Annotated in this window: 21 protein-coding genes; 1 reads left to right on the top strand and 20 read right to left on the bottom strand. The window is 32.2% G+C overall.

The window, feature by feature from the left end; genetic code table 11:
• Positions 1 to 51 precede the first annotated feature (51 nt).
• The 16 genes from QL232_RS01130 to QL232_RS01055 all read right to left on the bottom strand — a co-directional run bounded on the left by QL232_RS01130 (position 52) and on the right by QL232_RS01055 (position 17,405).
• Positions 52 to 639, bottom strand: coding sequence for a Crp/Fnr family transcriptional regulator (locus QL232_RS01130; RefSeq protein WP_281612693.1), 588 nt, complete (start codon positions 637 to 639; stop codon positions 52 to 54).
• 343 nt (positions 640 to 982) lie between these two features.
• Complete coding sequence (locus QL232_RS01125) at positions 983 to 1,972, bottom strand: zinc-binding alcohol dehydrogenase family protein (protein ID WP_281612692.1); 990 nt, start codon at positions 1,970 to 1,972, stop codon at positions 983 to 985.
• A gap of 84 nt (positions 1,973 to 2,056) precedes the next feature.
• Entirely contained in the window at positions 2,057 to 2,920 is an 864-nt protein-coding gene (locus QL232_RS01120) for a helix-turn-helix domain-containing protein (protein WP_281612691.1), read from the bottom strand.
• 172 nt (positions 2,921 to 3,092) lie between these two features.
• Positions 3,093 to 3,500: a hypothetical protein gene (locus QL232_RS01115; RefSeq protein WP_281612690.1), complete on the bottom strand. Its 408-nt coding sequence runs from the start codon at positions 3,498 to 3,500 to the stop codon at positions 3,093 to 3,095.
• A gap of 20 nt (positions 3,501 to 3,520) precedes the next feature.
• Entirely contained in the window at positions 3,521 to 4,381 is an 861-nt protein-coding gene (locus QL232_RS01110; protein ID WP_281612689.1) for an SDR family oxidoreductase, read from the bottom strand.
• A gap of 51 nt (positions 4,382 to 4,432) precedes the next feature.
• Positions 4,433 to 4,984, bottom strand: coding sequence for a TetR/AcrR family transcriptional regulator (locus tag QL232_RS01105; protein WP_281612688.1), 552 nt, complete (start codon positions 4,982 to 4,984; stop codon positions 4,433 to 4,435).
• 430 nt (positions 4,985 to 5,414) lie between these two features.
• Positions 5,415 to 6,692: a hypothetical protein gene (locus QL232_RS01100; protein WP_281612687.1), complete on the bottom strand. Its 1,278-nt coding sequence runs from the start codon at positions 6,690 to 6,692 to the stop codon at positions 5,415 to 5,417.
• Positions 6,693 to 6,696: 4 nt separating this feature from the next.
• Positions 6,697 to 7,362: a hypothetical protein gene (locus QL232_RS01095; RefSeq protein WP_281612686.1), complete on the bottom strand. Its 666-nt coding sequence runs from the start codon at positions 7,360 to 7,362 to the stop codon at positions 6,697 to 6,699.
• A gap of 216 nt (positions 7,363 to 7,578) precedes the next feature.
• Complete coding sequence (locus tag QL232_RS01090; RefSeq protein WP_281612685.1) at positions 7,579 to 8,337, bottom strand: helix-turn-helix transcriptional regulator; 759 nt, start codon at positions 8,335 to 8,337, stop codon at positions 7,579 to 7,581.
• A 165-nt stretch (positions 8,338 to 8,502) separates the two neighbouring features.
• Complete coding sequence (locus QL232_RS01085) at positions 8,503 to 9,186, bottom strand: hypothetical protein (protein WP_281612684.1); 684 nt, start codon at positions 9,184 to 9,186, stop codon at positions 8,503 to 8,505.
• 334 nt (positions 9,187 to 9,520) lie between these two features.
• A complete protein-coding gene (locus QL232_RS01080; protein ID WP_281612683.1) occupies positions 9,521 to 10,444 on the bottom strand; it encodes a carboxypeptidase-like regulatory domain-containing protein in 924 nt (307 codons plus the stop codon).
• A 407-nt stretch (positions 10,445 to 10,851) separates the two neighbouring features.
• Complete coding sequence (locus QL232_RS01075; RefSeq protein ID WP_281612682.1) at positions 10,852 to 11,670, bottom strand: alpha/beta hydrolase-fold protein; 819 nt, start codon at positions 11,668 to 11,670, stop codon at positions 10,852 to 10,854.
• A 419-nt stretch (positions 11,671 to 12,089) separates the two neighbouring features.
• The gene (locus tag QL232_RS01070) at positions 12,090 to 14,648 is read right to left on the bottom strand and encodes a cadherin domain-containing protein (protein ID WP_281612681.1); all 2,559 of its coding nucleotides are present in this window, start codon (positions 14,646 to 14,648) and stop codon (positions 12,090 to 12,092) included.
• A gap of 440 nt (positions 14,649 to 15,088) precedes the next feature.
• Positions 15,089 to 16,093: a helix-turn-helix transcriptional regulator gene (locus tag QL232_RS01065; protein WP_281612680.1), complete on the bottom strand. Its 1,005-nt coding sequence runs from the start codon at positions 16,091 to 16,093 to the stop codon at positions 15,089 to 15,091.
• Complete coding sequence (locus tag QL232_RS01060; protein WP_281612679.1) at positions 16,086 to 16,874, bottom strand: hypothetical protein; 789 nt, start codon at positions 16,872 to 16,874, stop codon at positions 16,086 to 16,088. The genes QL232_RS01065 and QL232_RS01060 overlap by 8 nt, the downstream gene beginning before the upstream one ends.
• Before the next feature lie 306 nt (positions 16,875 to 17,180).
• Positions 17,181 to 17,405, bottom strand: a complete 225-nt coding sequence (locus tag QL232_RS01055; protein WP_281612678.1) for a hypothetical protein — start codon at positions 17,403 to 17,405, stop codon at positions 17,181 to 17,183.
• A gap of 386 nt (positions 17,406 to 17,791) precedes the next feature.
• Here QL232_RS01055 and QL232_RS01050 point away from each other — a divergent pair, with 386 nt between their 5' ends.
• Positions 17,792 to 18,757: an AraC family transcriptional regulator gene (locus QL232_RS01050; RefSeq protein ID WP_281612677.1), complete on the top strand. Its 966-nt coding sequence runs from the start codon at positions 17,792 to 17,794 to the stop codon at positions 18,755 to 18,757.
• A gap of 44 nt (positions 18,758 to 18,801) precedes the next feature.
• On the opposite strand, the gene QL232_RS01045 is transcribed toward QL232_RS01050, so the two are convergent.
• The 4 genes from QL232_RS01045 to QL232_RS01030 all read right to left on the bottom strand — a co-directional run bounded on the left by QL232_RS01045 (position 18,802) and on the right by QL232_RS01030 (position 23,500).
• On the bottom strand, positions 18,802 to 20,130 hold the full coding sequence (locus QL232_RS01045; protein ID WP_281612676.1) for an amidohydrolase family protein: 1,329 nt from the start codon (positions 20,128 to 20,130) through the stop codon (positions 18,802 to 18,804).
• A 560-nt stretch (positions 20,131 to 20,690) separates the two neighbouring features.
• The gene (locus tag QL232_RS01040; RefSeq protein WP_281612675.1) at positions 20,691 to 21,464 is read right to left on the bottom strand and encodes a LytTR family DNA-binding domain-containing protein; all 774 of its coding nucleotides are present in this window, start codon (positions 21,462 to 21,464) and stop codon (positions 20,691 to 20,693) included.
• 1 nt (position 21,465) lies between these two features.
• Entirely contained in the window at positions 21,466 to 22,497 is a 1,032-nt protein-coding gene (locus QL232_RS01035) for a histidine kinase (RefSeq protein WP_281612674.1), read from the bottom strand.
• A 151-nt stretch (positions 22,498 to 22,648) separates the two neighbouring features.
• A complete protein-coding gene (locus QL232_RS01030; protein WP_281612673.1) occupies positions 22,649 to 23,500 on the bottom strand; it encodes a hypothetical protein in 852 nt (283 codons plus the stop codon).

Genomic DNA, 23,500 nt, shown 5'->3' with positions numbered 1-23,500 from the left:
AAATACATTATGAAGCTAAAGTAATCTTGGGTATACCCACTATTCATTGACTTATGATAAGAAAGGTTTATTGTGTAATTTTTTTCTTATTCTGCTCAATGATTCCGGTGTTACATTTAAATATGATGCGATGAGATATTGCTGAACTCTTTGCACTAATGTAGGCTTCTCTTTAATAAGTTTTAGATATCTTGTCTCTGCATCATCAAGCATAAGTGAAACAGCTTTTTGATGCCAATTCTTAAATAACAATTCTGCAATTAATCTCCCTATTCTCTCAAAAGAATGTTTTTGATTGTATAGTTCATTCAAGTCACTTGCTTTAATAATCAACAGTTCTGTATCTTCTATACATTTTACATTTTTTTCAGCAGGTTTGTTATCTAATAAACTTGGATAATCAGATATAAATTCGTTTTCCATAGAAAATTCATCTATTACGTCATCACCATCCTTATTGTAAACACAAATCATACAACCCTTAACAATAAATCCAATTACAGAACATAACTCTCCTTCCTTTATAAAATAGTCACCTTTTTTCAAGAATTTATATGTGAATTTTTCTGTAAACGTTTCTAAATCGTCTGCTTCTAAAGGAAAAAAATCACTGAAATATGCTTTTGTTGTTTCGTTCATTTGTTTATAAAGGATTATCTACTTTTTATTTGTTGTAACATCATGTAAACACAATATTGTTTATCTACGAAAAATCATTTTTTATTAAACAATCAACTTCATTAACAACAAATTAATTTACTGTTTATTAGTGTGTTTAAAGTCGTATTAAAGATATTAATTAATGTATTACAGTACAAGTTAGCTTTTATAGTATTAGATAAATGGAACAGTTAGTTCTCTGTCTTGTGTAAACCATACATTGTCTGATTAACAATCAATGGGTATAAAATAAGAGAGCATCAAAAATACATTTCGAATAGCTGTATTTTTGATGCTCGAGTTCTGTTGTATAATGTTTAAGTTATTCGTTGATTAATAGTAGCTTTCCTCGAACTAACCCTTTTTCTAATCTTTCATGAGCAGCTTTGGCTTCTGTCAATGGCAAAGTTTCATAAATCGGTTTGATCTTTCCTTCGCTCAGCCATTGATACAATTCTTTCATAGCACTTTCAACTAAAGGGTAATTATTGTAATAAGTGGCATAAATTTCTGAAAATGAAAGAGTAGGAGCCTTGCTGAAATTCTTAACGGCTTCTTCCATTAAATTGAACTTTCCTAAACCTGCTAAAAATCCAAATATTACGATATGCCCAAGTGGAGCTAACAGTTCTAAATCATTTTTGATGCTATCACCAGCAACTGGATTAAAGACATAGTTTATACTATTTTCTCCAACAGCTTCTTTCACTTGTGTAATCCAATTTTCACTAGAAGTATAAAAAGCATAATCAGCTCCTAGGTTTAATGCATTTTCTACTTTTTCATCTCTACGTTCTAATGCCACAACTTTAATATTAAGGATTTTGGCTATTTGAATTAAAGCTGTTCCAACACCTCCCGATGCAGCGTAAATGAGTGCCGTTTTACCTTCTTCTACTTTAGCTACATTTTTAAGCATATGGTAAGCTGTAAAATAATTGACGGGTAAAACTGCCGCTTCTTGTAAATTAGCTTCCTTGTCTAACACTACTAGTTTATGAGCATCTACCAGCGCATATTCAGCATAAACTGAAGATCCAATTACGCCAAGAAATGCTACCTTATCACCTTTATTTAAATGAGTGCCGTTGGGGTCTTCAACAATACCAGTGCCTTCAACTCCGGGGATAAAGGGTAGTTCTGGCATCATGCTAGGAGGCATATTTCCCTCGCGTAAAACTGTATCAATAAAGTTAACAGGTGCTGCATGTACTTTTATTAAAACTTGTCCCTTTTGAGGTATCGGTAACTGTACTTCTTTATACTCTAATACTTCAGCTCCCCCGTTTTTTGTGATTTGAATTGCTTTCATAATTTTTAATTAAAGGTTATGATACAAAAGTAGATGCTATTGAAAGCCAATTGATAATACTAACAGCGGAAGAAATGGTAAAAATTAGTGATTTTGGCGAAATGCCTTTGGTGTTAATCCTGTATGTTTTTTGAAAAATTTACCGAAATAAGAATTTTCAGAGAAGTTTAATTGAAAGCTTATTTCTGCCACATCTAGGTCAGTATATATTAACATGTTTTTTGCTTCCAATAGGATTCTCTCAGCAATATGTTCTTTTGCTGTTTTGCCTGTATAGGCTTTAATTCTGTTATTGAGATAATTGGCCGTTAGGTTTAATTGTTGGGCATAAAATTCAACAGATTTTTCTTCAATAAAACTGTTATTTACAAGTCTTTTGAAGTGGTTTACTAATCGAGTTTCTGATGAAATGGTTTTCTCTTTAATTTGGTGTTTTTGTTGAATTACCTTTACTTTTTCAAGTAGAGCCACTACTAATGCTTTCGCCACATTGGGGTTATGTTTGTCCGTCTGAATGGCTCTAAACAAATTTATAAATTCCCTTTTTTCATTTTCATTTAGGTGAAATAAATTGTTTTCATTATTTCGGAAGAAAGAGTATTCAGAGATTACCTCATTGATAAAAGGTAATAGAAACTCGGCTTTAAAGAAAAGCAAAAAACCTTTCATTGAATCACCTCGAACGAAGCTAAAAACATGTTCTGGGCTTTGAAAGAAAAGTATATCGTTTAAATGGGCATGCTTGTCTTGATTGATTAGCATTTCTCCTTCCTCTTGATTTTCAAGAAAGATCACCGAAAAGAAATCTCTTCGATGAGCAGGAACCATTTTCTTTGTGCTTGGATAGGTTTCTTGATGAGTAACAATATCGAAATCAACAGAAATGGGATGACGGTCAAACCCTGTTATGTTGTACAAGTCTTGTATGTCTGATATTGTTGGAATCATTTACTTATAATTTATCAAAGTCCAATATCGTCTAACAGCAATTCAGCTTCTTCTATTTGGACTTTTTTTTCTCCATTTATAGGTGACAATATACTCAAATAAATACAAAAGCGATTCGAGTTTTTACCTCCAACCGCTTTTGATGATATACAATTTATTTTACAAGCTTACCTCAATGATTGCTATCTACTTTCAAAGCAATAAAGGCGAAACAGACCGCTAATGTTCCATGTAAAATGATAGCTCCTAATGCCATGGGTTCACTGTAAATTTCAAAATTAGGTGAAGCGGAATATATACTTCCTAAAGAACCAAGTGTATGAAATACTGTAAATCCAGCGGCAACAATTTTGGCAGTTTTAGAGAGTACACCAGCTTTAAATAGAATTAATAATCCTAAGATGCCTAAAGCAAATAATGCAGCTCCCATAAACCGAAATGTTATTGCCAAGGCGACGGTCTGATGGGCGATTTGTTCTGCAGTTTGAGAGGCAGATGCTCCTTTGATATAATTGTTCATTCCGAACAAAATTTCAAACAATGAGTGGACACCAAAAGTGATCGTTGCAAAACGTTTCATATGTCTCTTTTTGAATTGTACTACAGAAAACTACTTCTTATTTGTTGCACTAATTTTGTTCCATCAGGATCTGTTTGTGTCTTTAATCGACAAAACGCCTCTGCCCATTCTGAGGTTCTGATCCTTAATGGTGGGTTCTCGTTTTTCGAAATATCAAGTAGTACTTCTGCGACTTCAGTTCCTGTTTGGTAAGTTTTTGCTTCCCCTTCCTTTGCTCTTTGTTGTATTCCCGCCATATAAGCCTGAAAAATTGGCAAATATTCTCCTGACGCTAAGGCTCCATCGACTGCAGTTTTACTTACAGCTGAGTCCATAAATTCAGTTTTTATACCACCAGGTTCCACACAAGTGATTTTAATATTAAATGCATCCGAAACATAAGTGGCTAAACCTTCCATATATCCTTCTACAGCGAACTTGGCACCGCAATATAATTCGTTAAAGGGTTGCCCAACTAAGCCTCCAACAGAAGTAATACTTATAATCTGTCCTGATTTTTGTTTTCGCATATATGGTAAAACAGCCTGTGTACAAAAAACTACACCATGGTAATTGACATCAGTTACCCACTTTATTTCTTGTTCCGTTGCGTCTTCGGTTGTTTTGGCAAATCCTGCCCCAGCATTGTTAACTAATACATCAATTTTTCCATCTTCGTCGATGATTGTTTGTACCGCTTTGCTTATAGATTGTGCATCTGTTACATCCAACTGGATAATGTGAATGTCGAGGTGTTCACTTTCTGCCTTTTCTTTTAAAGCATCTGCTTTTTTGAGGTTACGCATAGAAGCGTACACTTTGTAGCCATTTTGTGCAAATAAAATAGCACTATCAAAGCCTACTCCTGTTGATGTACCTGTGATGAGTACGTTTTTTTTCATGATAGTTAGAATTTAGAGTGAATGTTCATTCCAATTTGGGTTTAAAATTTTTTATTCTTTAATCGCATCCCATAAGAGATTCATTTGATTTTTTAGTGAAGAATCTTTCGTTTCTGTTTGATTGAAATACCATCTCAAATAAGATAATATTGCACCAGCTATAAATGTCAAGATCTCATCAATAGGAATGTCTTTTATAATTCTTTGTTTTTGGCCGTTTTGTATAAGTTCAACGACAGGAGCAATAGATTTTCTACCAAACTTTCTACTTTCATCTGTTATAACAGGTGATGCCTGTAATTGTTCTATAAACTTGAAATACATGGGGTTGTTGATAAAAAAAGAAATAGCAGACCTAAAATACATTTCAAATTGAGTTCGAATCGGTTGCTGTTTATCAAAATCGGTGAAGATTGATATTTCTTGGGCTTTTATACTAATATATACTTCATTGATTAGAATTTCTTTGGTAGGGAAATAGTTATAAATAGTTCCCATTCCAGTACCGGCTACTCTTGCAATTTCAGACATAGGAGTATTATGAATTCCATTTTCGGTGAGAAGTTCAAGGGCAGATGATAATATGTTTTCTTTTTTACTCACGGTATAAATATAAAAAATTGGAGTGTTTATTCCAATTTAATGTATTGATAATGTATATGTTATGCTTTTTCTTTAGAGAGTTGATAATAATAAGGGATGTCTACTTAGTATTCATGAAATAGAGTGATCAATAAACAAAAAATCCCACTTTCAATAAGTGGGATTTTGTTTTGATGATGATGAGTTAATTTTAAGCAAACTAATTATTCTAAATCCGATGACACTGAGATGATGTTCAACATCAGTGTTTAAAGTTGTGTGTAAATACTATATTTTTATGGATTCGGTAAATCCAACGAAGTCATTTTCTGTATCATCAACCGCTTTCCGATTGATTACATTACAAACATACGGAGAGAATCGTCTCTTGTAAAATCGAATGTTTTTATGCTGATATAGAAAAAACTTATAGAGGTAGAATGGCTTACTTTTAACTTCTTCTTTTCAATCTTTGAGGATAAAATACTGCCTGAATCAAATTGTATTCTAATTGACTAAAGTCAAAGGCTTTTCCATCCACTTTAAAATTGGAGTAGGGGTACCATCTTAAATTTGTTCTGAGAATAAAAGCTTCATTTGTTTTTCCGGGGACAATATCCCATCCAAAAGTGATACCCGGTTCGAAAGCTGTAAAACGAAGTTTACGTTTTAACCCATCTACATCTTCTATGTATTCAATTTTGTCATGAGCGATATTAAGGCCAATGTATGGAGCGAATCCAGAAAAGTCGATGAGAAATTTATTCAATTCTATGGCTACTGACTGCTTTTTTATTATTTGCTTGGTACCAAACCCTTCGGTTGTATAAGTGGGATTCCTAAAAGATATGGCGGTAAAAAAGTTAAGTCTGTTAAAGTGATACCCCAATGCAAAATCGAAATAGGCAGAAGAAGCCAATTTTTGTTGTAAATAAGGAAATTCCTGTGTGTTGTATTCTGAATTAGAGAGTGAAAACGATTGAGAAGGTCCTACGCCAATAAAGAAGTCACCAAATGCCACTGCATCATAAGAAAGCTTGGATATATTAGGATAGCTATTCCATTGGTCTATATTTTTCGGCGTATTATTTTTTGTAGCATCAAAGGAATATAGAAGACCAAATTGGAGGGAATAGGAGGGCGTAACAATTTCTGTCATTTCAGTTTTACTTAGTGGATATTGCCATTTATTATTGGAGAAATAATTGACCGCCAATCTAACACCAAGTTTTTTGTAATTGTACATCAACCCTGCATCAAAATTCAACATAAAGTCTTTGGCAATCGTTGTATACTTTTCACCTGACTGAGGGATTTGTGTAAACGTCAAGGATCCCCAGTTAACCCCAAAATAAGGACGTATTTTCCCTTTTTTTATAGCCCAAGGATATACTCTTGTACCTGTTGCCACAGCATGTAGTAATTGATGTTGGGCCTCATTTCCATTTAAATTTATTTGTCCTAAAGGAAATGAAACATAAAATTCTGCATGCCCCCAAAAATGAAATCCACCCCATGTAATATAGGGGTTTAAAGTAGCGGAATAATCCACCGGCGTCACTTCACTGTTTATCAATTCTTTTCCTGTAAATGGAGGGAAAAAATTCCCTCCTGTTTCAAGATACATTTGTGCAAAATCCAATCTTCTCTTTTGATTTATAGCTTCTTGAGCATAAATGTTGACAACGAATAAGTAGCTGATTAGGATTATGATAATCTTCTTATTCATTTTATTAGAATTGGAATCCTACAAAAAACCAAATATTGTTATCAAACTGATTACTCTTGATGGTGGCATCCCCTAATTGCGTTTCTTCAATAGGATCAAGTGTATACCTGAGAGGAAGCGAAACTCTGTAATAAAGACCTTTGACCTTTAAAATATCAGTTTCTACAAAGCTGATTGCACCTCCAACGGTGAAAGAAGATTGTTGCACCTTTTCATTTGAGATAGTATGCCTGTATTCATGATCATAATACCCAACAGAAGGGGCAATATAAAGTCCTTTGAAAAAGACAGGAAAGTCGTAGAACAATTCGAAACCGAATTGCTTGCCTTCGACATTTTCACCATCTACTGCTTTTACAAAATCAGATGACAGATGTTCTTCAGTTAAAAACAGATGGGTGAAAGACATTCTAAATAGATGGTCATTCTTAAACCCTACACCTACTTCACCTCCTAGAGATTTGAATTGATTAAAAATTGCTTCTCCAAGATCATAAGCGATAAAGAACTTGGTAGTTTTACTTTGAATCGAATCTTTACGAGAACTGTTTTTCTCTGATGAATAGAAGTTTGTGTTTCTAGATACTTCAGATGATAATGCTAAACCTTGAGCATTTGAAAGAATGGAATAAAATCCAATAAATGTGAGGAGTAATAATTTGTACTTCATAATCTAAATTTTTGAAGCAAAACTATAGGAGGTATGAGGGAGTCACAATCGGGTAAATGTATGATTTCGACTAAAAAAAGGGATATCATACAAAAGTATGAGAATTGATAATCAGTGAGTTATTGGTTTTTTGTCATTTCATCATAAACCCAAGGCTTAAGAGTCGGGCTTATGATGAGCGAAAGTATACTTTACTACTACCTTTAAAAAAGATTATTACCTAAGTAAATTTGATAATTCATTTCGAGTTTTGACACCACACTTTTTGTAGATGTTACTCGCATGGGTCTTTACTGTGGGTAATGAAATGAAAAGTTGATCAGCGATCTTCTGATAAGTCACCCCTTTTTGAAGTAAAGAGGCGATTTCTTGTTCCCGCTTCGTAAGTGCATAGTTCTTGAACTGCTGTTTGTTGGGTGTCATATCGTTATTGATAAGAGACAACCTTTGCATATCGTCATAAATCTTTCGAATCGCTAAAGCTGTAAATGCAATGTACAATAGAAACCCTATTTGAAAATGCTGATACTCGTTTTCGAAGGCATAATGGAAAATCAGATAAATAGGAGTAAGTATTAGAAAAGTGAGGGCAAAAACCCGGTTTGATTTCTCCAAATGCTGAAATTGTTGGATTGGTTTGGTCTGCCTTGTGATAAGCATTGATACCACTATCGTTATAATTAAAAAGACAATTACAGCCCATTGTGTATAAAGCATATTACCCAATAGTTTTGATGCGATCACAACTACTGCCAATCCGATTGATATCCCAATATGTATCTTTTTGAATTTGTCTGGGATAGAATGCTTTTGAAGACCCAAAGTATCCAGAAACGTAGCACAGGCTATCAAAATCATACACAGTAAAGTAGAAAGTGTAGTGGTTTTCTCTTCTGGAAATAATGGTGAAATACTTATGGAAATTAATAGTAGGAGTAGCGAGAGTGTAAACCCAATCGTCTCTTTATTTTCCATTTTTTTATTGTAACACAATATTTGCAGAAACAAAGAAATAGTTAATGCAGTATAGGTAACAATTAGTATGAAATATTCAAATTGAAGCACTTTTCTTCTGTGTTAGTTTCAATTGAGTTTGTTGTAATATGAGATGTTATCCCATTAACTTATCCTCAATTATAGTCATTTTTTTATTTGAAATTTATACTTCTGTAATATTACATCTGATTCATTATAAAAATCATAAACTAACAAAGTTCCACTCATTTTAGAATCAGTACCATTTTTTACAATAAAGACAGGCATAGGGTTCCTGAGTGAATTTTTTAAGTAGAATATTGCATAACCACTACAATTCACTTTATTAGTTTTATATTCCCGATTACCAAGAATATTAGAGGTGAATACTAAGCCTAACCCAGTAGTCTTGATTAGCGTTTTTTCGTGATTAATTTTTAATGTCCCTGTATATAAAGAATTTCTATTATTTAAATTTGATTTTTTTGGAGGGAGCTCAATTAAGTACATCGAAGTAGATGTGCTATCATTAATGTTATGAGTTAAAATTATCAATCCATCTGATTCTTCAACTATATAACTCCCTTTATAGTGGTCTATAAATGTAATTTGATTACCAGTTTGAGTATAATTTGATGGAGTACTTTTGTCGTATTTTAGATTCTTAAAGACCACACTTTTTTCGTCTTTATTAAACTTAAGTGATATTAATTGATGTCTCATTGAATTTAAAGTACCACTTGGTTTTTTTTCTGACTCGACTATTAATGTTGATAAATATTCTCCATCTAGTATTTGTCCAAAACTACATATTGGAAGAAGAATGAATAAGAAGATACAATGTTTCATTAGTTTAAAATCGACTATAAATTTTAGGAGTGTTTTAAATATAATATACGGAGCTCTTTCAGTTGATTATATTCTACTATTACATACCGCTTAAGAGAATTATTGTGTATAGTTAGATATTTGGATAGTCATCACATGGTTATCATTTCAAGAGCAATGATTTCATCTGAAATAAATTTTAACCTATTTCAGATGAATAATTCCAAAATAGGGCATAAAAAAAGTATCCTCCAAAATAATTATCCTATTATCGATTCTGTTAATAAAGAAATTATGTCAAGTTAGTTTAAGAATTAATACTCAGATGTTTTTTAATAGAAAAGTGATCTCCTTTCTATTCTTTATTCATTATAATATATAATCCATATTTTGCCTTTTCTCCATATAAAGCAACGGCAGATTCAGATTTAAAGAAGTAAATCACCTTGTTTTCTAAATTTATAGTAGTGTTATTCCTTGCAAATTTAGCATCTATAAATTCATTGTAGTTCATTTCTTTTCCATCGCTTAATACTACAGGAGTTTCATCATCTTTCATTACACGAACTTTGCCGATTATATGCCTAATGTGCGTCGCTTTAATATTGTATTCTGAAGATATTTCTTGTTTTGTTAATACGTAGTCAATGGTCTCATAACCAACAAATTTTTTATTATCTGTTTTATGATATTTTATTTGATCATAAGAAACTCTGATAACATTTTCGTCATCGATTAACTCCTTTGGAATTTTAATTGAAAAAGTACCATCCTTTAGAGTGTAAGTTGAAAATATCTGATTGATTGTGATAAATGTGACCTTTGCATTTTCTACCACTTCGCCATTTTCTGAAGTAATTTGACCACTAAATAAAGTAGACCTTTTAAATGTAGTAGTATTGATGCTTTTATCAGCGCCTAGATCATTGTTCGAGGTTTGTTCGAGGTCAGCTTGTAATGGTACGTTTGTGGCCTCTGAAGTTTGATTGAAGGATAATGATGTGACGATCATTAACCCTACTGCTACATTCGAATAAGGTAATTTATTTTCATTATTTTTTTTAATTTCTACAAACGGTATTTTCTCTTGCTCACTTGTTAATCTAACACATAAATTCTCATTATTATTGATTTCTTTAATGATTTGTGAGTCAGTTTTTTGTGTGAAGTCAATTAGTGTTTTTGAACATATTTCACAAAAGCGTCCCTTTTCATTCAGACTCATATTGTCCCAATTTTCTTTGCAGGGTGTATCTATTTTTAAAAACTTTGTTTTCATAAGATCAATTTTATAATTAATGGAGAATAATAGCTAGATAATGATCATTGAGTGTAGTCTCACTGAGAATTATTAGACTGTTTGAGTCTTCAACTTAGAACAAGATATAGAACTAGAGTAAAGCCCATCGGTATACTACTTAAAATAGTGAAGAAATACGTTTCAATTTAAAAGAGATAAGCGATAGAGAAGAACACAAAACAGTATTTTGGATAACACAATATTAATTTTTGTGATAAAAACGACCTGATCATCTACCGTTGGATGGTCTAACTGTAAAAAAGGCCTCAAGGTATTTCCTTGAAGCCCTTTAATGATCTCATTGTTCCACCAAATTTTTTGGAGACCAAAAGATCTTGACTATTACCTATTGCATAATGCTTATTGTGAGTAATAGCTGCTATTAATTACTGTATTTTTTTGTTTTTATTATTGACATAAATTAAACCATCCAACAAAGTACGTAAGCCGTTAGTCGAATGACTTTCTTCTTCATTCAATTTAAACTTAAAGTGTTTATTTGTCTTCTCTAAAATTCCAATTAGGGTGTCGTATGATTCTATTGAATAGTCCCATCCATTATTACTTAGCGTTAAATAGATAGCTTCATTTCTCAGTTTAGACGAGATGTTTTTTTGGATGAAATAATTATCCCAAAGAATTGCTGGGCTTGCTACTATATATTTATCAAAGATTTGATCTTCTGAAATATAGAATGACATGGCTCCCAATCCTCCATTAGAGTGACCAAATAATGTTTTTTCGGTAAACTTAACTTGAAGATAATTTTCCAATTGAGGGATTATTTCTTTGGATAATGAGGACTCAAAAAGACTAAAGTTACCTGTTGATGAGTATAAAATACTATCCTCCTTACTGCTCAAGTTCTTTACGTTTGTAGGTGTATAATATTTATATCGGCTTTTTACTGTACTGGGTAATCCAACTATCACAGTTAAAGGCATTTTATCTGACCATTCATAAAGTTCTGCAACGTCAGATGCTATTTTAAAATATTCATCTCCGTCCAGCAACACTAGTAAGGAGACGGAATCTTTTTTTGCTTGATTTAATCGTTCTGGTATACGAACCCAACATTCTACCGAATCTGATAGAAGTTCAGACTTCATCACAATTTTCTTACCGAAAGTAAGATCTGTTACTTGATTTTGGGAGAAACAGTAAAAAGGAATGATTAGTAATAAGATTAGATGGAAAGTTTTCATTTTTTTGGTGATGAGGTTAAATATTATGTACACACAATTATGTTAATCAACATAAGGGAAGGTTGTAACAATATTGCATTTATTAATTATTCCTTTCAACTTCTATTTATACAGGTGAGCTTGCTTTATTGTTTTTAGTTTGCTGTTATTTAGATTGTTGAAAGATGATTTAAAGATATAGATTATTGTATCACAAAACAAGATGGTAATTAGTACAGTAAATGAAATGATTAGGTAGTTAGCACTTTCATTTTAAATTGGTGTTCAACTATTATTAAGACTAATATGTTTCTCAAAACATTTCAGAATGTTTAAGTGGATGACTTAGTAAACAACACTGTTCGTAGTATCGCTTTTCTGCTTAACACTACGAACAGTGGAGTATTTGTTGTTAAGTTTGAAATCTAACTAGATAGTAATTATTTTTTAAGAACTCTAAGGCTAATACGCTCGCTATTCTTTCCAAATACAGAGACTAAATAGACATCTGGATTCAAACTTCGTAAATCAAGTGTTCTTAGTTGAGACGTAATAATTTCCTTGCCTTGAAGGTTATAAACCACTGCATATTCGAAATCACTCCAATCTATATTAACAAAGTCATAAGTGGGGTTTGGATATACTGATATAACGTTACCGATATCATCATATAATCCTAATACGATATTAGTGTCGTCCACATCATTCAAGTGGATAGTTATAGTAGCTTTATCAGAAAACTCCCCATCATTAACTTGAATGGTAAGTTGGAAAGATGGATTGGTTTCAAAATCAAGAATAGAGTTATCATTTACAGAAATTTCACCTGTGTTTGAATCAATTTTGAAAGCTCCTAGGTCATTTCCTGAAACAATAGAAAAGGTAAGGTCATCACCTTCATTGTCAAAAGTGGAAACAGTACAAACAACTGTCGAGACATCTGAATTTTCATCAATAGTAAATGTAGTGTCGGATATTGACGGGGGAGTGTTCTCATCAATATCATTCAAATTGATAGTAATAGTAGCCTCATTTGAAAACTTACCATCACTTACTTGAATGGTAAGTTGGAAAGATGGATTGGTTTCAAAATCAAGCATAGAGTTATCATTTACAGAAATTTCACCTGTGTTTGAATTGATTTGGAATGCACCTAGACTATTTCCTGATACTATTGAAAAGGTAAGGTCATCTTCTTCAGGATCTGAAGCTGAAACTGTCCCAACAACAGTCGAGACACCTGAATTTTCATTAATACTAAATGTAGCGTCGGATATTGATGGGGGAGTGTTCTCATCAATATCATTCAAATTGATAGTAATAGAAGCCTTATTTGAAAGCATGCCATCACTTACTTGAATGGTAAGTTGGAAAGATGGATTGGTTTCAAAATCAAGAATAGAGTTATCATTTACAGAAATTTCACCTGTGTTTGAATTGATTTGGAATGCAATTAGACTATTGCCTGATACTATTGAAAAGGTAAGATCATCTTCTTCGGGATCTGAAGCTGAAACTGTCCCAACAACTGAAGAAATTGCCGAATTCTCATCAATGTTAAATGTAGCGTCGGATATTGATGGAGCTGTGTTGACAGGAGTACCACCTCTTCTAGCTGAATAAATAAACTCCAAAAAGCTAGGTGAGAAGTTTCTTGGAATTTTAATAGAATGTGCACCCGATTCATGAAGTCTTAGTACATTGTTAGCACCATTGGCCACTAGTACATTGTTAAGACGAGATGTAGAACCTTCTCTATTGCTAGTCTTATTATGTGGTACTGTTGGGTCATCTAAGTTATTAATAATCCAAGTGGATAAATTAGTCACTCGACTCCAATCCATTTTTTGGTAGTTCTTCAATGATTGTAACATGGCCCCGTTGATAAAATAGGCTGCAGCTAATCGATTTGCTCCATCAGTGGTTAAGAAACGAGAAGTTACTATGCCACCGGCACTGAAACCTCCTAAATAAATTCGATCAGGATCTACATTGTAATTGGAAATAATATGATCTAAAAATTCATTGATCTGATGGTCTGATAAACTACCACCACTATTACCACTTTTAGGCTCAAATATATATGACGAATGCCTAGTTGCTGCAATAGGACGCTCGTACAAAGACCATTGTGCATCACTTCCTAACGCGTTGTCTCCTCCACCATTACCATGTAGGAAAATAAACGCGGGGATTTTCTCGGTGTCAGTCCATCTTGCTTTTTTAGAATAACGATAAACCATCGTAGCATTCTTGTTGTTCTCATTTTTATGCACAAAAGAAGTGTTTTGCGTTTCCCACTCAAATGTACCCTTTACATGCATGTCCCTAAGCTTAAATTTTGCCTGAGTAACAGAGCCTGCATAATAAGTGGTAAATCTAATCGCTTTAAAGCGCTGGGCATTCTGTGCTATGTTGTTTGCAAATGTATTTTGGTATTCTCCTCCTGTAATCACGCCTTCACTATTGGTAGTAGGAGTGGTTTCTTTTTCCTGAGTAAAACTGATTACCACATTTTGCCAGGTGTTCAGATTCAAATCCACCTGATCACTAATATCGATGGTATATTTTTTCTCAACACCGTTATTCATACAAATGATGATGATTTTGGGTACATAGGTGTTATTGTAACTCTGATCCAACTGTATATCAAAATTTAAGGTAGCACCCATCCAAGATTGTTTATTTACACCATTACTGCCATTGAATAAGAAAGTACCCGAGTTGTTTTGAAGTGTAATCCAATCTGAGACGTCGGCATTGGAAAACTTTCCAGCAAATCGATCAGTATGAGTACCTTCACTAATGAAGTCTGAGTCGTCTAGAGTATCGCCATTTTGATCTCTACCGAAGAGATAATAGTCTACATTAGGCTCGTTGGCAGTGATATCTATTGCTGTAGCCAATACTGCTGCTTCTGTTCTAACAGAGGCCATAAATAGTAAAAGAGTGAAGATCGTATGTTGAAGAGTACGAAAAGTTGTAATAGTAGTATCCATAAAAATTTCATTAATAATTCATCTCATTGGGTATGAGACCTAAGATTTCATTTCTCCTCAAATATGGGTTATAGAATAACTGGAATCGTTTATTAGAAGGTCAATTCGGTTCAAAATCAGATCATGTCGGAGTACTACTTTTTCTCAAATGCCATCTGAACAAGCTACTAGTATTACGATCAAGTGACCATATCTCATTTTGAGAAAGGTGTGGATGTGTAACAGAAATCAAATATGAGGTTTCAGTTCGTAGTGATGCCTATCGGCTTAATATTACGAGTTGTAGAGTAAGTGGCCTTATTAAATAAAGGTATTAGGTGGGGTCAATAGGCTTTCTATCCAAATTATATCGTATTGATCTCTTTTATTTCACTAGAGTTTCCTTTACGTTCTTGCTTACCTTTTTTGTAAGGTTAATCTTATCTTTGTTATTTATCGATTTAGACTTTAAAATCCATCGCTTCTTTTCGAGATTTTATTTTTAGTTTGGAATAAATACTGCTTATGTGTGACTTTACGGTAGTTAATTCAATATTACATTCAGCTGATATTTCTTTATTGCTCAGTCCATTTCTTAATAGATCAAATATTTTACGTTCTTGAATACTTAGCTGTTTAATATTATGATTTTTACGTTTAGAATATATTAATCCGCCTACCAACAGAAAACAAACAGCACTGACTAAAAAGATAAGATGCTTTTTACTACCTATAGTATAACCATACTCATTATTAGGAAATTTTTGTCGAAAAGAATTAAAATATGAATTGTTCTCATTTTCCCATTTTGACAAATAGTCCTTGTAGAATATAGGGTTAACTAAATAGTCTTTTTGAAAATCAGTTTGATAGATGGCATAAAGAGAAATCAATGGATGCTTGCAACTATCTGCAACTACTTTTAGCTTTTCCGAGACTACCTCTTTAATAAATTCCTTTTCAATTATTGATTGGTCATAGTCAATTGAATTGGGGTAATTAGATAGTTTCTTAATGTAGTCAAATGTCTTCATGTAATTAGCTCCTTCAATGTTTGTCTCTCCGAATATTGGTTTGCCTCCTTTATTGAACACTTTTATTTCAGAATCACGTTTAGCGATTAAGAGTAAAAAGTTTTCGTCTATACTACCAATAACAAGCGAGTTGGGAGAAACTCCTTTTTTAACGATATGTAATCGAAAAAAGGACCATTGAGTTGGTATCTTATCTAAATCAATCTTAAAATTACCGAGACTATCAATTGTAGCACTTGTAATTATTATATCATTCGAAACAGCATTTTCTTTTTCAAATGTTCTGAGATAAGACACATATACTTTTCTATCCCAAGTGTCATCTAATATCAATTTGCCAGAAATTTGACCAATAGTATCTGAAAATCCATTGCTTTTAAAAGACAAGATGATAAAGAGAATAGCAATTATATTTTTTATTACTTTATTCATTCATCACAGATTTAATAGATTGACGAACTGACATGGCAACATTACCATTCGATTTTTGGGATGAGATTTTTATTTGCCATTCACCAACTTCTGTAGTTGAGATCGTTTTATCAAAGGCTCCTGAAGTATATTCTGATTCTCTATTATTTGAACCCAATTGTGATTTTAAAGACAGTTCACCTTCTTTAATTCCCTTTGGGTTGAAAATTTCAATTAAAGTAGTCCCAGATTTTACGTGGGCTCTGATACCTAAATACAGTGTTTTATTAGATGTAACTGTAAATGATATTGGTTTACTATTATCTATTTGACTAGAGATTGTTATATTTTTACTTAGAATTTCTTTAGTGTTATCTATCCACTTTTGGTATTTCTTTCTTAGCTCTTCATTTTTCTCTCTCTGAATTTCATTCTTTGCCCTTTGCTTTTCGTTCTTTTCTCTTTGGACCTCATTTTGAGCCCTTTGTTCTTCATTCTTTTTTCTCTGAACTTCGGCAATTCTATTTTGTTCTTCTACTCTGGTTAAAAAATCTGCCTTTTGTTTTTCATACTCATTCAGACTTTTTTTGTATTCTTTACCTGTAACACCTTTTGCTTTTAACTGTTTGATGTAAGCTGCTTTATGAATATCCCAACTTTCTTTAGGTGTAAGTCCATCAAAGTTATTGTAAGAATTAGGAGGATAGATATAGTTGTCTGCCAAGGAATCTTTATCCTCTTGACAAAACACAAAAGTGTTAGTCAAAAGTAAAATGAAGAATAAAAAGATGCTTTTTTCCATACCGGTAAATTTAATGTTTAAAATTTATTTAAGGGTAAATCTAATTTGTACACTCAAAAAAATGGGTAGTATAAGGGTAGGAAAAAGGTATGAGAGGGGTATGAAATGATGATATAAAAAGTGCAATTATCTGATTATATGTTGTGTTGATATCTTTGACAGGAACCTCCTGAATAGGAGGGAGTAGGTTATACCTCATAGATAGCACTATTAAAAAAACTATCTGAGCTGTTTAACGGTTAGTATTTGAAGCGTAGCATCCCGAAGGGTGGTGCTATGATTTCATATACAGTGTTACCACTTTTTTTATTTTAATTCAATTCCTTTTTGTTTGTATTTGTTGTAAAATTCTAATTGGGTATCTTCGGAAAAATTATTAAGTCTTACTGAAATATATTTCAAGTTGGGTAGAGTTAATAATGTGTCAGGTAAATCAGTCAACTCATTACCATTTACAGCTAAAGTTTTTAATTTATCCATTTTGTCAGGTAGCTCAATAATATTATTAAATCCTATGTAGAGTTTTTTCAACTAAGGGAATTGATAATTATCCAATGGAATTGTTTTTAAATTATTAGGATGGATACTGATGTATTCCAACTTCTTAAGTTCTAATAATCCTTTTGGAAGAGCTGTCAAATACTTGTTATTTATAACTACATCGACTTGTTCTAAATATGTTCCATTCTCATAGTCAAATGAAATGCTAAATTTGATTTTATTTCTCCTGCATTTAATTTATTGCAAATTTTTTCAAGTATTGAGTTTTCATACTTGGAATCAATAGTTCCCGAATCATTTATAACACCAACTACATAATTAAACTTATGGTTACTTTTACCATAGCAGTTACATTGTTCGAAATAGTTTGTCCCAAACCTGTTTCCTTTTTTTCAAATCGATACCTATAAAAGAATATGAAAATAGATAACTTCAAAAAATACAAAACAGTATTATTAGACCTTTTTAAAGGAGAAATGCTGAATGAAACTATCATGAATGTAGATTCAGAGGTAGCCAAAGGAAGTATCTATTTTTTAGAAGGTTTTAATGATAGTGGAACGGCAGTATATGTTCACATAGATATCATTTGTGAGGCCCTTACTTTTCAATTATCATTTGATGAAAATACTTTCTTTACACATCATACTTCTTTATTTAATGAAGGATTAGAGATGAACTTTATAGATAATGATGTAAAGCTTCCAATACATTATCATGGAATAGTCAATACCACAAATGATATAACATTATCTGTAGCTTTAAAGAAAGGAGATGTCTTTCGACCTATTCAGCTTTTCTATGATAGAAGTGGTTTGCAGTGGATAGAAAATAATGAGGTAAGAACTTTTTTAGAGGAAAAGAAAAACTATTATTATTTCATCAACAGAACTCAAGAATTATCGACTTGGATACAAACAGTTCATCAAGTTTTTACTTATTCAGACTATAGAAAAGAACTCTTTTTAAGGATTAAAACCCAAGAATTATTTTTATTATTTACTCATTATTTATCGGAAATAGATATTGTCACGACTAAAACGGATACATTATCTGCTTATCACTTTAAGGTTATTTTCGATATAAAAACACAGATTGAGGCCAATTTAGGAACGAAACCCAATGTAAAAGCATTCGTTGAGGAATACGGAATACACCAAAATTTATTACAAGAGATCTTTCAAAGTACCTTCGGTAAAACAATTTATAATTACTATACCTCCCTTCGAATTCAAAAAGCATATGAAGCACTTGTGACAAAAAAATATTCAATCACTGAGGTTGCTTTCGATTTTGGATTTAGTAGCGTACAACACTTTTCAAAAACGTTTTCCAAAGTTTATGGGATTTCGCCTACTGAAGTTTTAAATAATATGGAGTAAAAAAAAGTATGCCCAACAATGAACTTGTTGAGCATATAAATTATCTATTTTTTTAATTCATTCTTGTACACTTTCCCATCTTTCATAATCAATGAAATATTTTGATCAGGATTTGAGAGTACTTTTGAATCTTTGGTGGGATCTTGGTTCACAATAATAAGATCAGCATAAGCTCCAATTTCTATTACACCTAATTTCCCTTCTTTATAAGGATTTCTATTCCCAGACATCTCTAAAACTTTTGCCGCATTAATAGTGGCTTGTTCTAAAATTTCAACACTAGTAAACCATTTTTGTCTTAAAGTGAATTCTTTTGGGGCATTTTTAAATTGTTCCACATCTCCATAGATATCCGTACTGTGAGTAACCAATAAATCGTATTTTTTAGATAAGGCGAATAAAGTATCTAACCCCTCTTCAGCTTCTTTTCTTTTTTGTTTTTGATCATCTGTGAAATAAGGCATATCAAAACTAAATACATACGTTTGAGTAGAAAGAATAGCTCCTTTCTCTTTTATTAATCGGGCTGTTGAATCAGAAATTAAAGTCGCATGTTCAATAGATTTTACACCAGCCCTTAGAGACATTTGAATACTTTTATCATTATAAGCATGTACCATAACATAAGTACCCCAATTTTCAGCAGCAACTACAGCTTCATGTACTTCTTCTTCGGTAAATTCCACTACATCAATTGGGTCGTGCTCTCCACTAATTGAACCACTCACTAATACTTTTACTTGAGTAGCCCCTTTTCTAAGTTGTTCACGAGCCCCTTTTAATACTTCCGTTTTACCATCAGCAATAAAAGCCAATCCCATATTTTCTGTTTCATCTACATATCCACCTTTTATATGAGAGTGATTACATAAAGTTCTGAAATCACCATGTCCGCCAGATTGCGTAAGTGCAGCACCTGAAGGATAAATTCTAGGTCCAGTTGCGATTCCTTCATCAATTGCTTTTTTTAATCCAAAGGTAGGGCCAGCGGCATCTCTAACCGTAGTGACACCATTCATTAAAACTCTATCCGTATTTTTAGCTCCTAAAATACTTAAGTAAGAAAATTCTGTTTCTTTTAGTTCCGCAGGACCTTCAGAGTCCATCAAGTGAATATGTGTATCAATAAGACCAGGAATTAGGTATTGTCCTTGACCATCAATTATAGTAAAAGTTGAATCAATATTGAGTTCAGATGTAATACCTTTTATTAAATTATTTTCTATGATAACGTTTACAGGTGAACCAGAAGATTGCTCCATTCCGGCAGTCCAATAATGTACATTTGTAATGATAACTTTCGTATTTTCTTGTCCAAAAATATTGAATGTTAAACCGATAAATAAACTTAGTAAGATGTATAACTTTTTCATTGTTCAGATGTTTTTTGTTGATTGATAGAACAAAAGTAGAGCTGAGTCTAAACAATGAAGTGTACATTTCTATGAAGTAGTTATCAAAAAATAAAAGAGGTCTATTTTTATTTTGCACTTATAAGTTTAAAACTTAAACAATAATATATCATATAGTAAAATCGATCGTCTTAATGCAACAAACAGTTTGAGTTTGTCAACTAAAATCATTTCATTTTTTTGTTATTTTTGGATTAAGAATTGAAAGTATAAATGCTTTTTTCTATTTTAATAAAATCAGGTTAATAGTCTAGTAAACAACAAGTAGGTAAGTAAAAAGCACTAATCTTTCAGACTGGTACTTACTTTAGTTAAATGTATAGAATTTGAATTCAGTACAAATTGCCCTATTGGCTATATACCGTATTGTGATTAGTGATTTTCATGTTCTGCTTAGTTTTCCAATGTTTATCATATAGTTCAGAATTGAGCTTTTGCTGTGGTGAATTGAAAATGAATAACATACAATAAAAATAAATTTAATTTCGTACAACATGAAGACTATTTTCTCTGCTATTTGATTATCTATCTAACCAACGTTTAAAAGATGCTGCTTTGTCTTTTCCGATAATAATCTCTTCTGAATGAGATGGTTGCATTTCAATTTTCAATTTCCCATTAAAATAGGCATGGACTCTTTTAATAGCATCAATATTCACTATGAATTGACGATTTAATTTGAAAAAATTATCAGGCTGTAAATGATCTTTTAAATTTTCGAGTGAAAAATTAACTGGGTATTCTCTCTTTTCGAAAGTAACAGCAAAAGTAACGCCTCGCATACTGTAAAAGAGTGCAATGTCTTCAACAGACAAATGAAAAAATGATTCATTGGAGTGTATCAGAAAGCGTTTACGATATTCAGTCTTTTCACCTTTAATTAAAGAAGCAAGTTCGGCAAAATCAATATTAGAATTCTGTTCCTGAATATATTTCTTATTGTAGTTATGATATTTTTCAAAGGCAGTTCTTAACTCATCTTTTTCTACTGGTTTTAACAGGTAGTCAATGCTATTGACTTTAAAGGCTTGTATGGCATATTCATCGTAAGCAGTTGTAAAAATAATGGCACTATCAACTTTTACCTGCTTAAAAATTTCAAAGCTAAGGCCATCTGATAATTGAATATCCAACAAAACAATATGGGGATGTGGATTGTTTTGAAACCACTCCACGGCAGATTTTATACTATTCAAGCACCCAATAACATTTGTTTCAAAATTGATTTCCTGCAATGTTTCTTTTAGCAAGCGTTGTGCTGGTAATTCGTCTTCTATTATTATTACTTTTATCATTTTATTCTTCGATTAAAGGAATGGTTACCACAAATTTCCCCTCTTGTTTACCATAAGTAAAACCATCTTTTTTAATGAGTTCAAATCGCTTGCTTAAATTAGCTAAACCAGTGTATGTTGAATTGACTGTATCAATAATTTGTAAGTTATTACTCACGATTAAAGTGTTATCACTACCGCTTTCGATTGAAATTTTCAGAACATTTTCTGCATTCGCTATGTTGTGTTTGAGAGCGTTTTCAATCAAAATTTGTAAGGTTAAAGGAGGGATTTGCATTGGTTGTATTTCATTAGAAATATTTACTACATATTCTAAAGCATTTCCTATTCTGACCTTATGCAGAAAAATAAAAGAATCAATAAATTCAAGTTCTTTGTTCAAGGAAATTAAATCGTGATTTTTACTTTGCAAAACATATCGATATACTTTCGATAGTTTTCGTGTAAAATTTTCTGCATTTGTTGGGTTATGTTTTATTTCTGAAATCAGCACATTTAAACTATTAAACAAGAAGTGTGGATTTACCTGATTTTGTAAAACACGATAATCTGCCTTGAGTTTTTCTTGTTTGTAATGTTCTGCATCTAGTAGAGAATCTTTCCATTGCTTAAAAAAGTTTATAGCTATAGAAATACTAATAAAACCAATTGAAAAAATAACAGAGCATATAAATATGATAACTGGTGCGTTGGGATAAATCAAGGACTGACCGTTGTTAAAATACTGGATCGTAAATGGTATCGCAATGCATATAAATGTCCATAGAATGATAATTCCTATTTGAATGAAAAGCCTTTTTTGTGGATTGTAATACCAAGGTCTTTTTCTGTTCAAATATCTATCAAAAAATAAGCTTCCTTCTATAATTAAATTTAAAAACAGTAAGTAAAAAAATAATAATAATTCCTTTGGAATTTGCAATTGATATTCTGTGTTTTCAGGCATGGCTAAGCTAACTAATCGCATTACTACGATAGCAAAAAACGATACCAAAACAATTCTAATGAAAGTATTTCTGTTATTTTTTGACATTTAAAATTTTAGTAATTATCAACCAACAATTTAAAATATATTTTTAGTTCCTGAACATTTTCCTTCAATAATATTTAGCTCTAAAAAGTCATAAATGATTTAGTATTCGTCGCCAAGCCGATGCTCAACAAAAATTTCTCTTCACACATGCCTAAGGAGTGCAAGAACTAACATCAATTTCGCTATATAAATTGGGGTCATGGTTTGGGTCTTCAACTGTGTAAGCCATCATTGAGATTTTAACAATTTCATCACTAGTAGAAAAACAAAGTTGGTGGAAGTTGTCATTGTCATTTATATCTGCTATTGAAATAGGTACATGTGGTATTAGAACTCCAGAACTGTCAGAATAGCCAATATAGTATTGAAACAAGTCAGATTCGGAATCACCACTTATATACGGTGTAACGCCACCATTCCAAGCAACTTGAATCGTTTGTGTTCCTGAATTACATTCATTGATATTACCATCAATTCTTTGGGCAAAGAATAAACTTGGTCCATCAGAAAGCGGAATTACATTCGTGGTAATGATTCCGTTTAGGTTTATGATTTCTGAACAAGCGGATTCTCCAGATAATATGTCAGTTGTAAATAAATCCCCTACAACTCTAACTTCAACAGGTGGGTTGGTAACAGCAGTACCAAATTCACCAAACAGAAGCACAGTTCGATTTTCTCCATTTTCATTAGCTGGAGCCAAAGAAACACACATAGGGGTATGTATATTTCCAAGACTATCTACCACTTCAAAATCAGTTTCCGATAAACGGGATGCATCTATTGGAAATTTAAAATTAACAGGCATGCCATCTAACTGGCTTCCTAGTTGATTACATAGAATACTTGGTAGTGCATTATCAAGCCCAAAAAAAGCTGAGACAAGAGCATCTTGGTTCACCTGTTTTTGAAGAGTATCTTGGTTAATCTGTTCTTGAGGTTCTTCATTTTTGCTACATGAAAACAAGAGGAGTACTGTAAGTAATTTAAATAGATTTCTCAT

It is taken from the genome of Flammeovirga sp. SubArs3, from assembly GCF_947387565.1.
GTDB classification, from domain to species: Bacteria; Bacteroidota; Bacteroidia; order Cytophagales; family Flammeovirgaceae; genus Flammeovirga; species Flammeovirga agarivorans.
The sequence above is the reverse complement of the archived record's forward strand: the minus strand, read 5'-3'. Positions and strand labels throughout refer to the sequence as shown.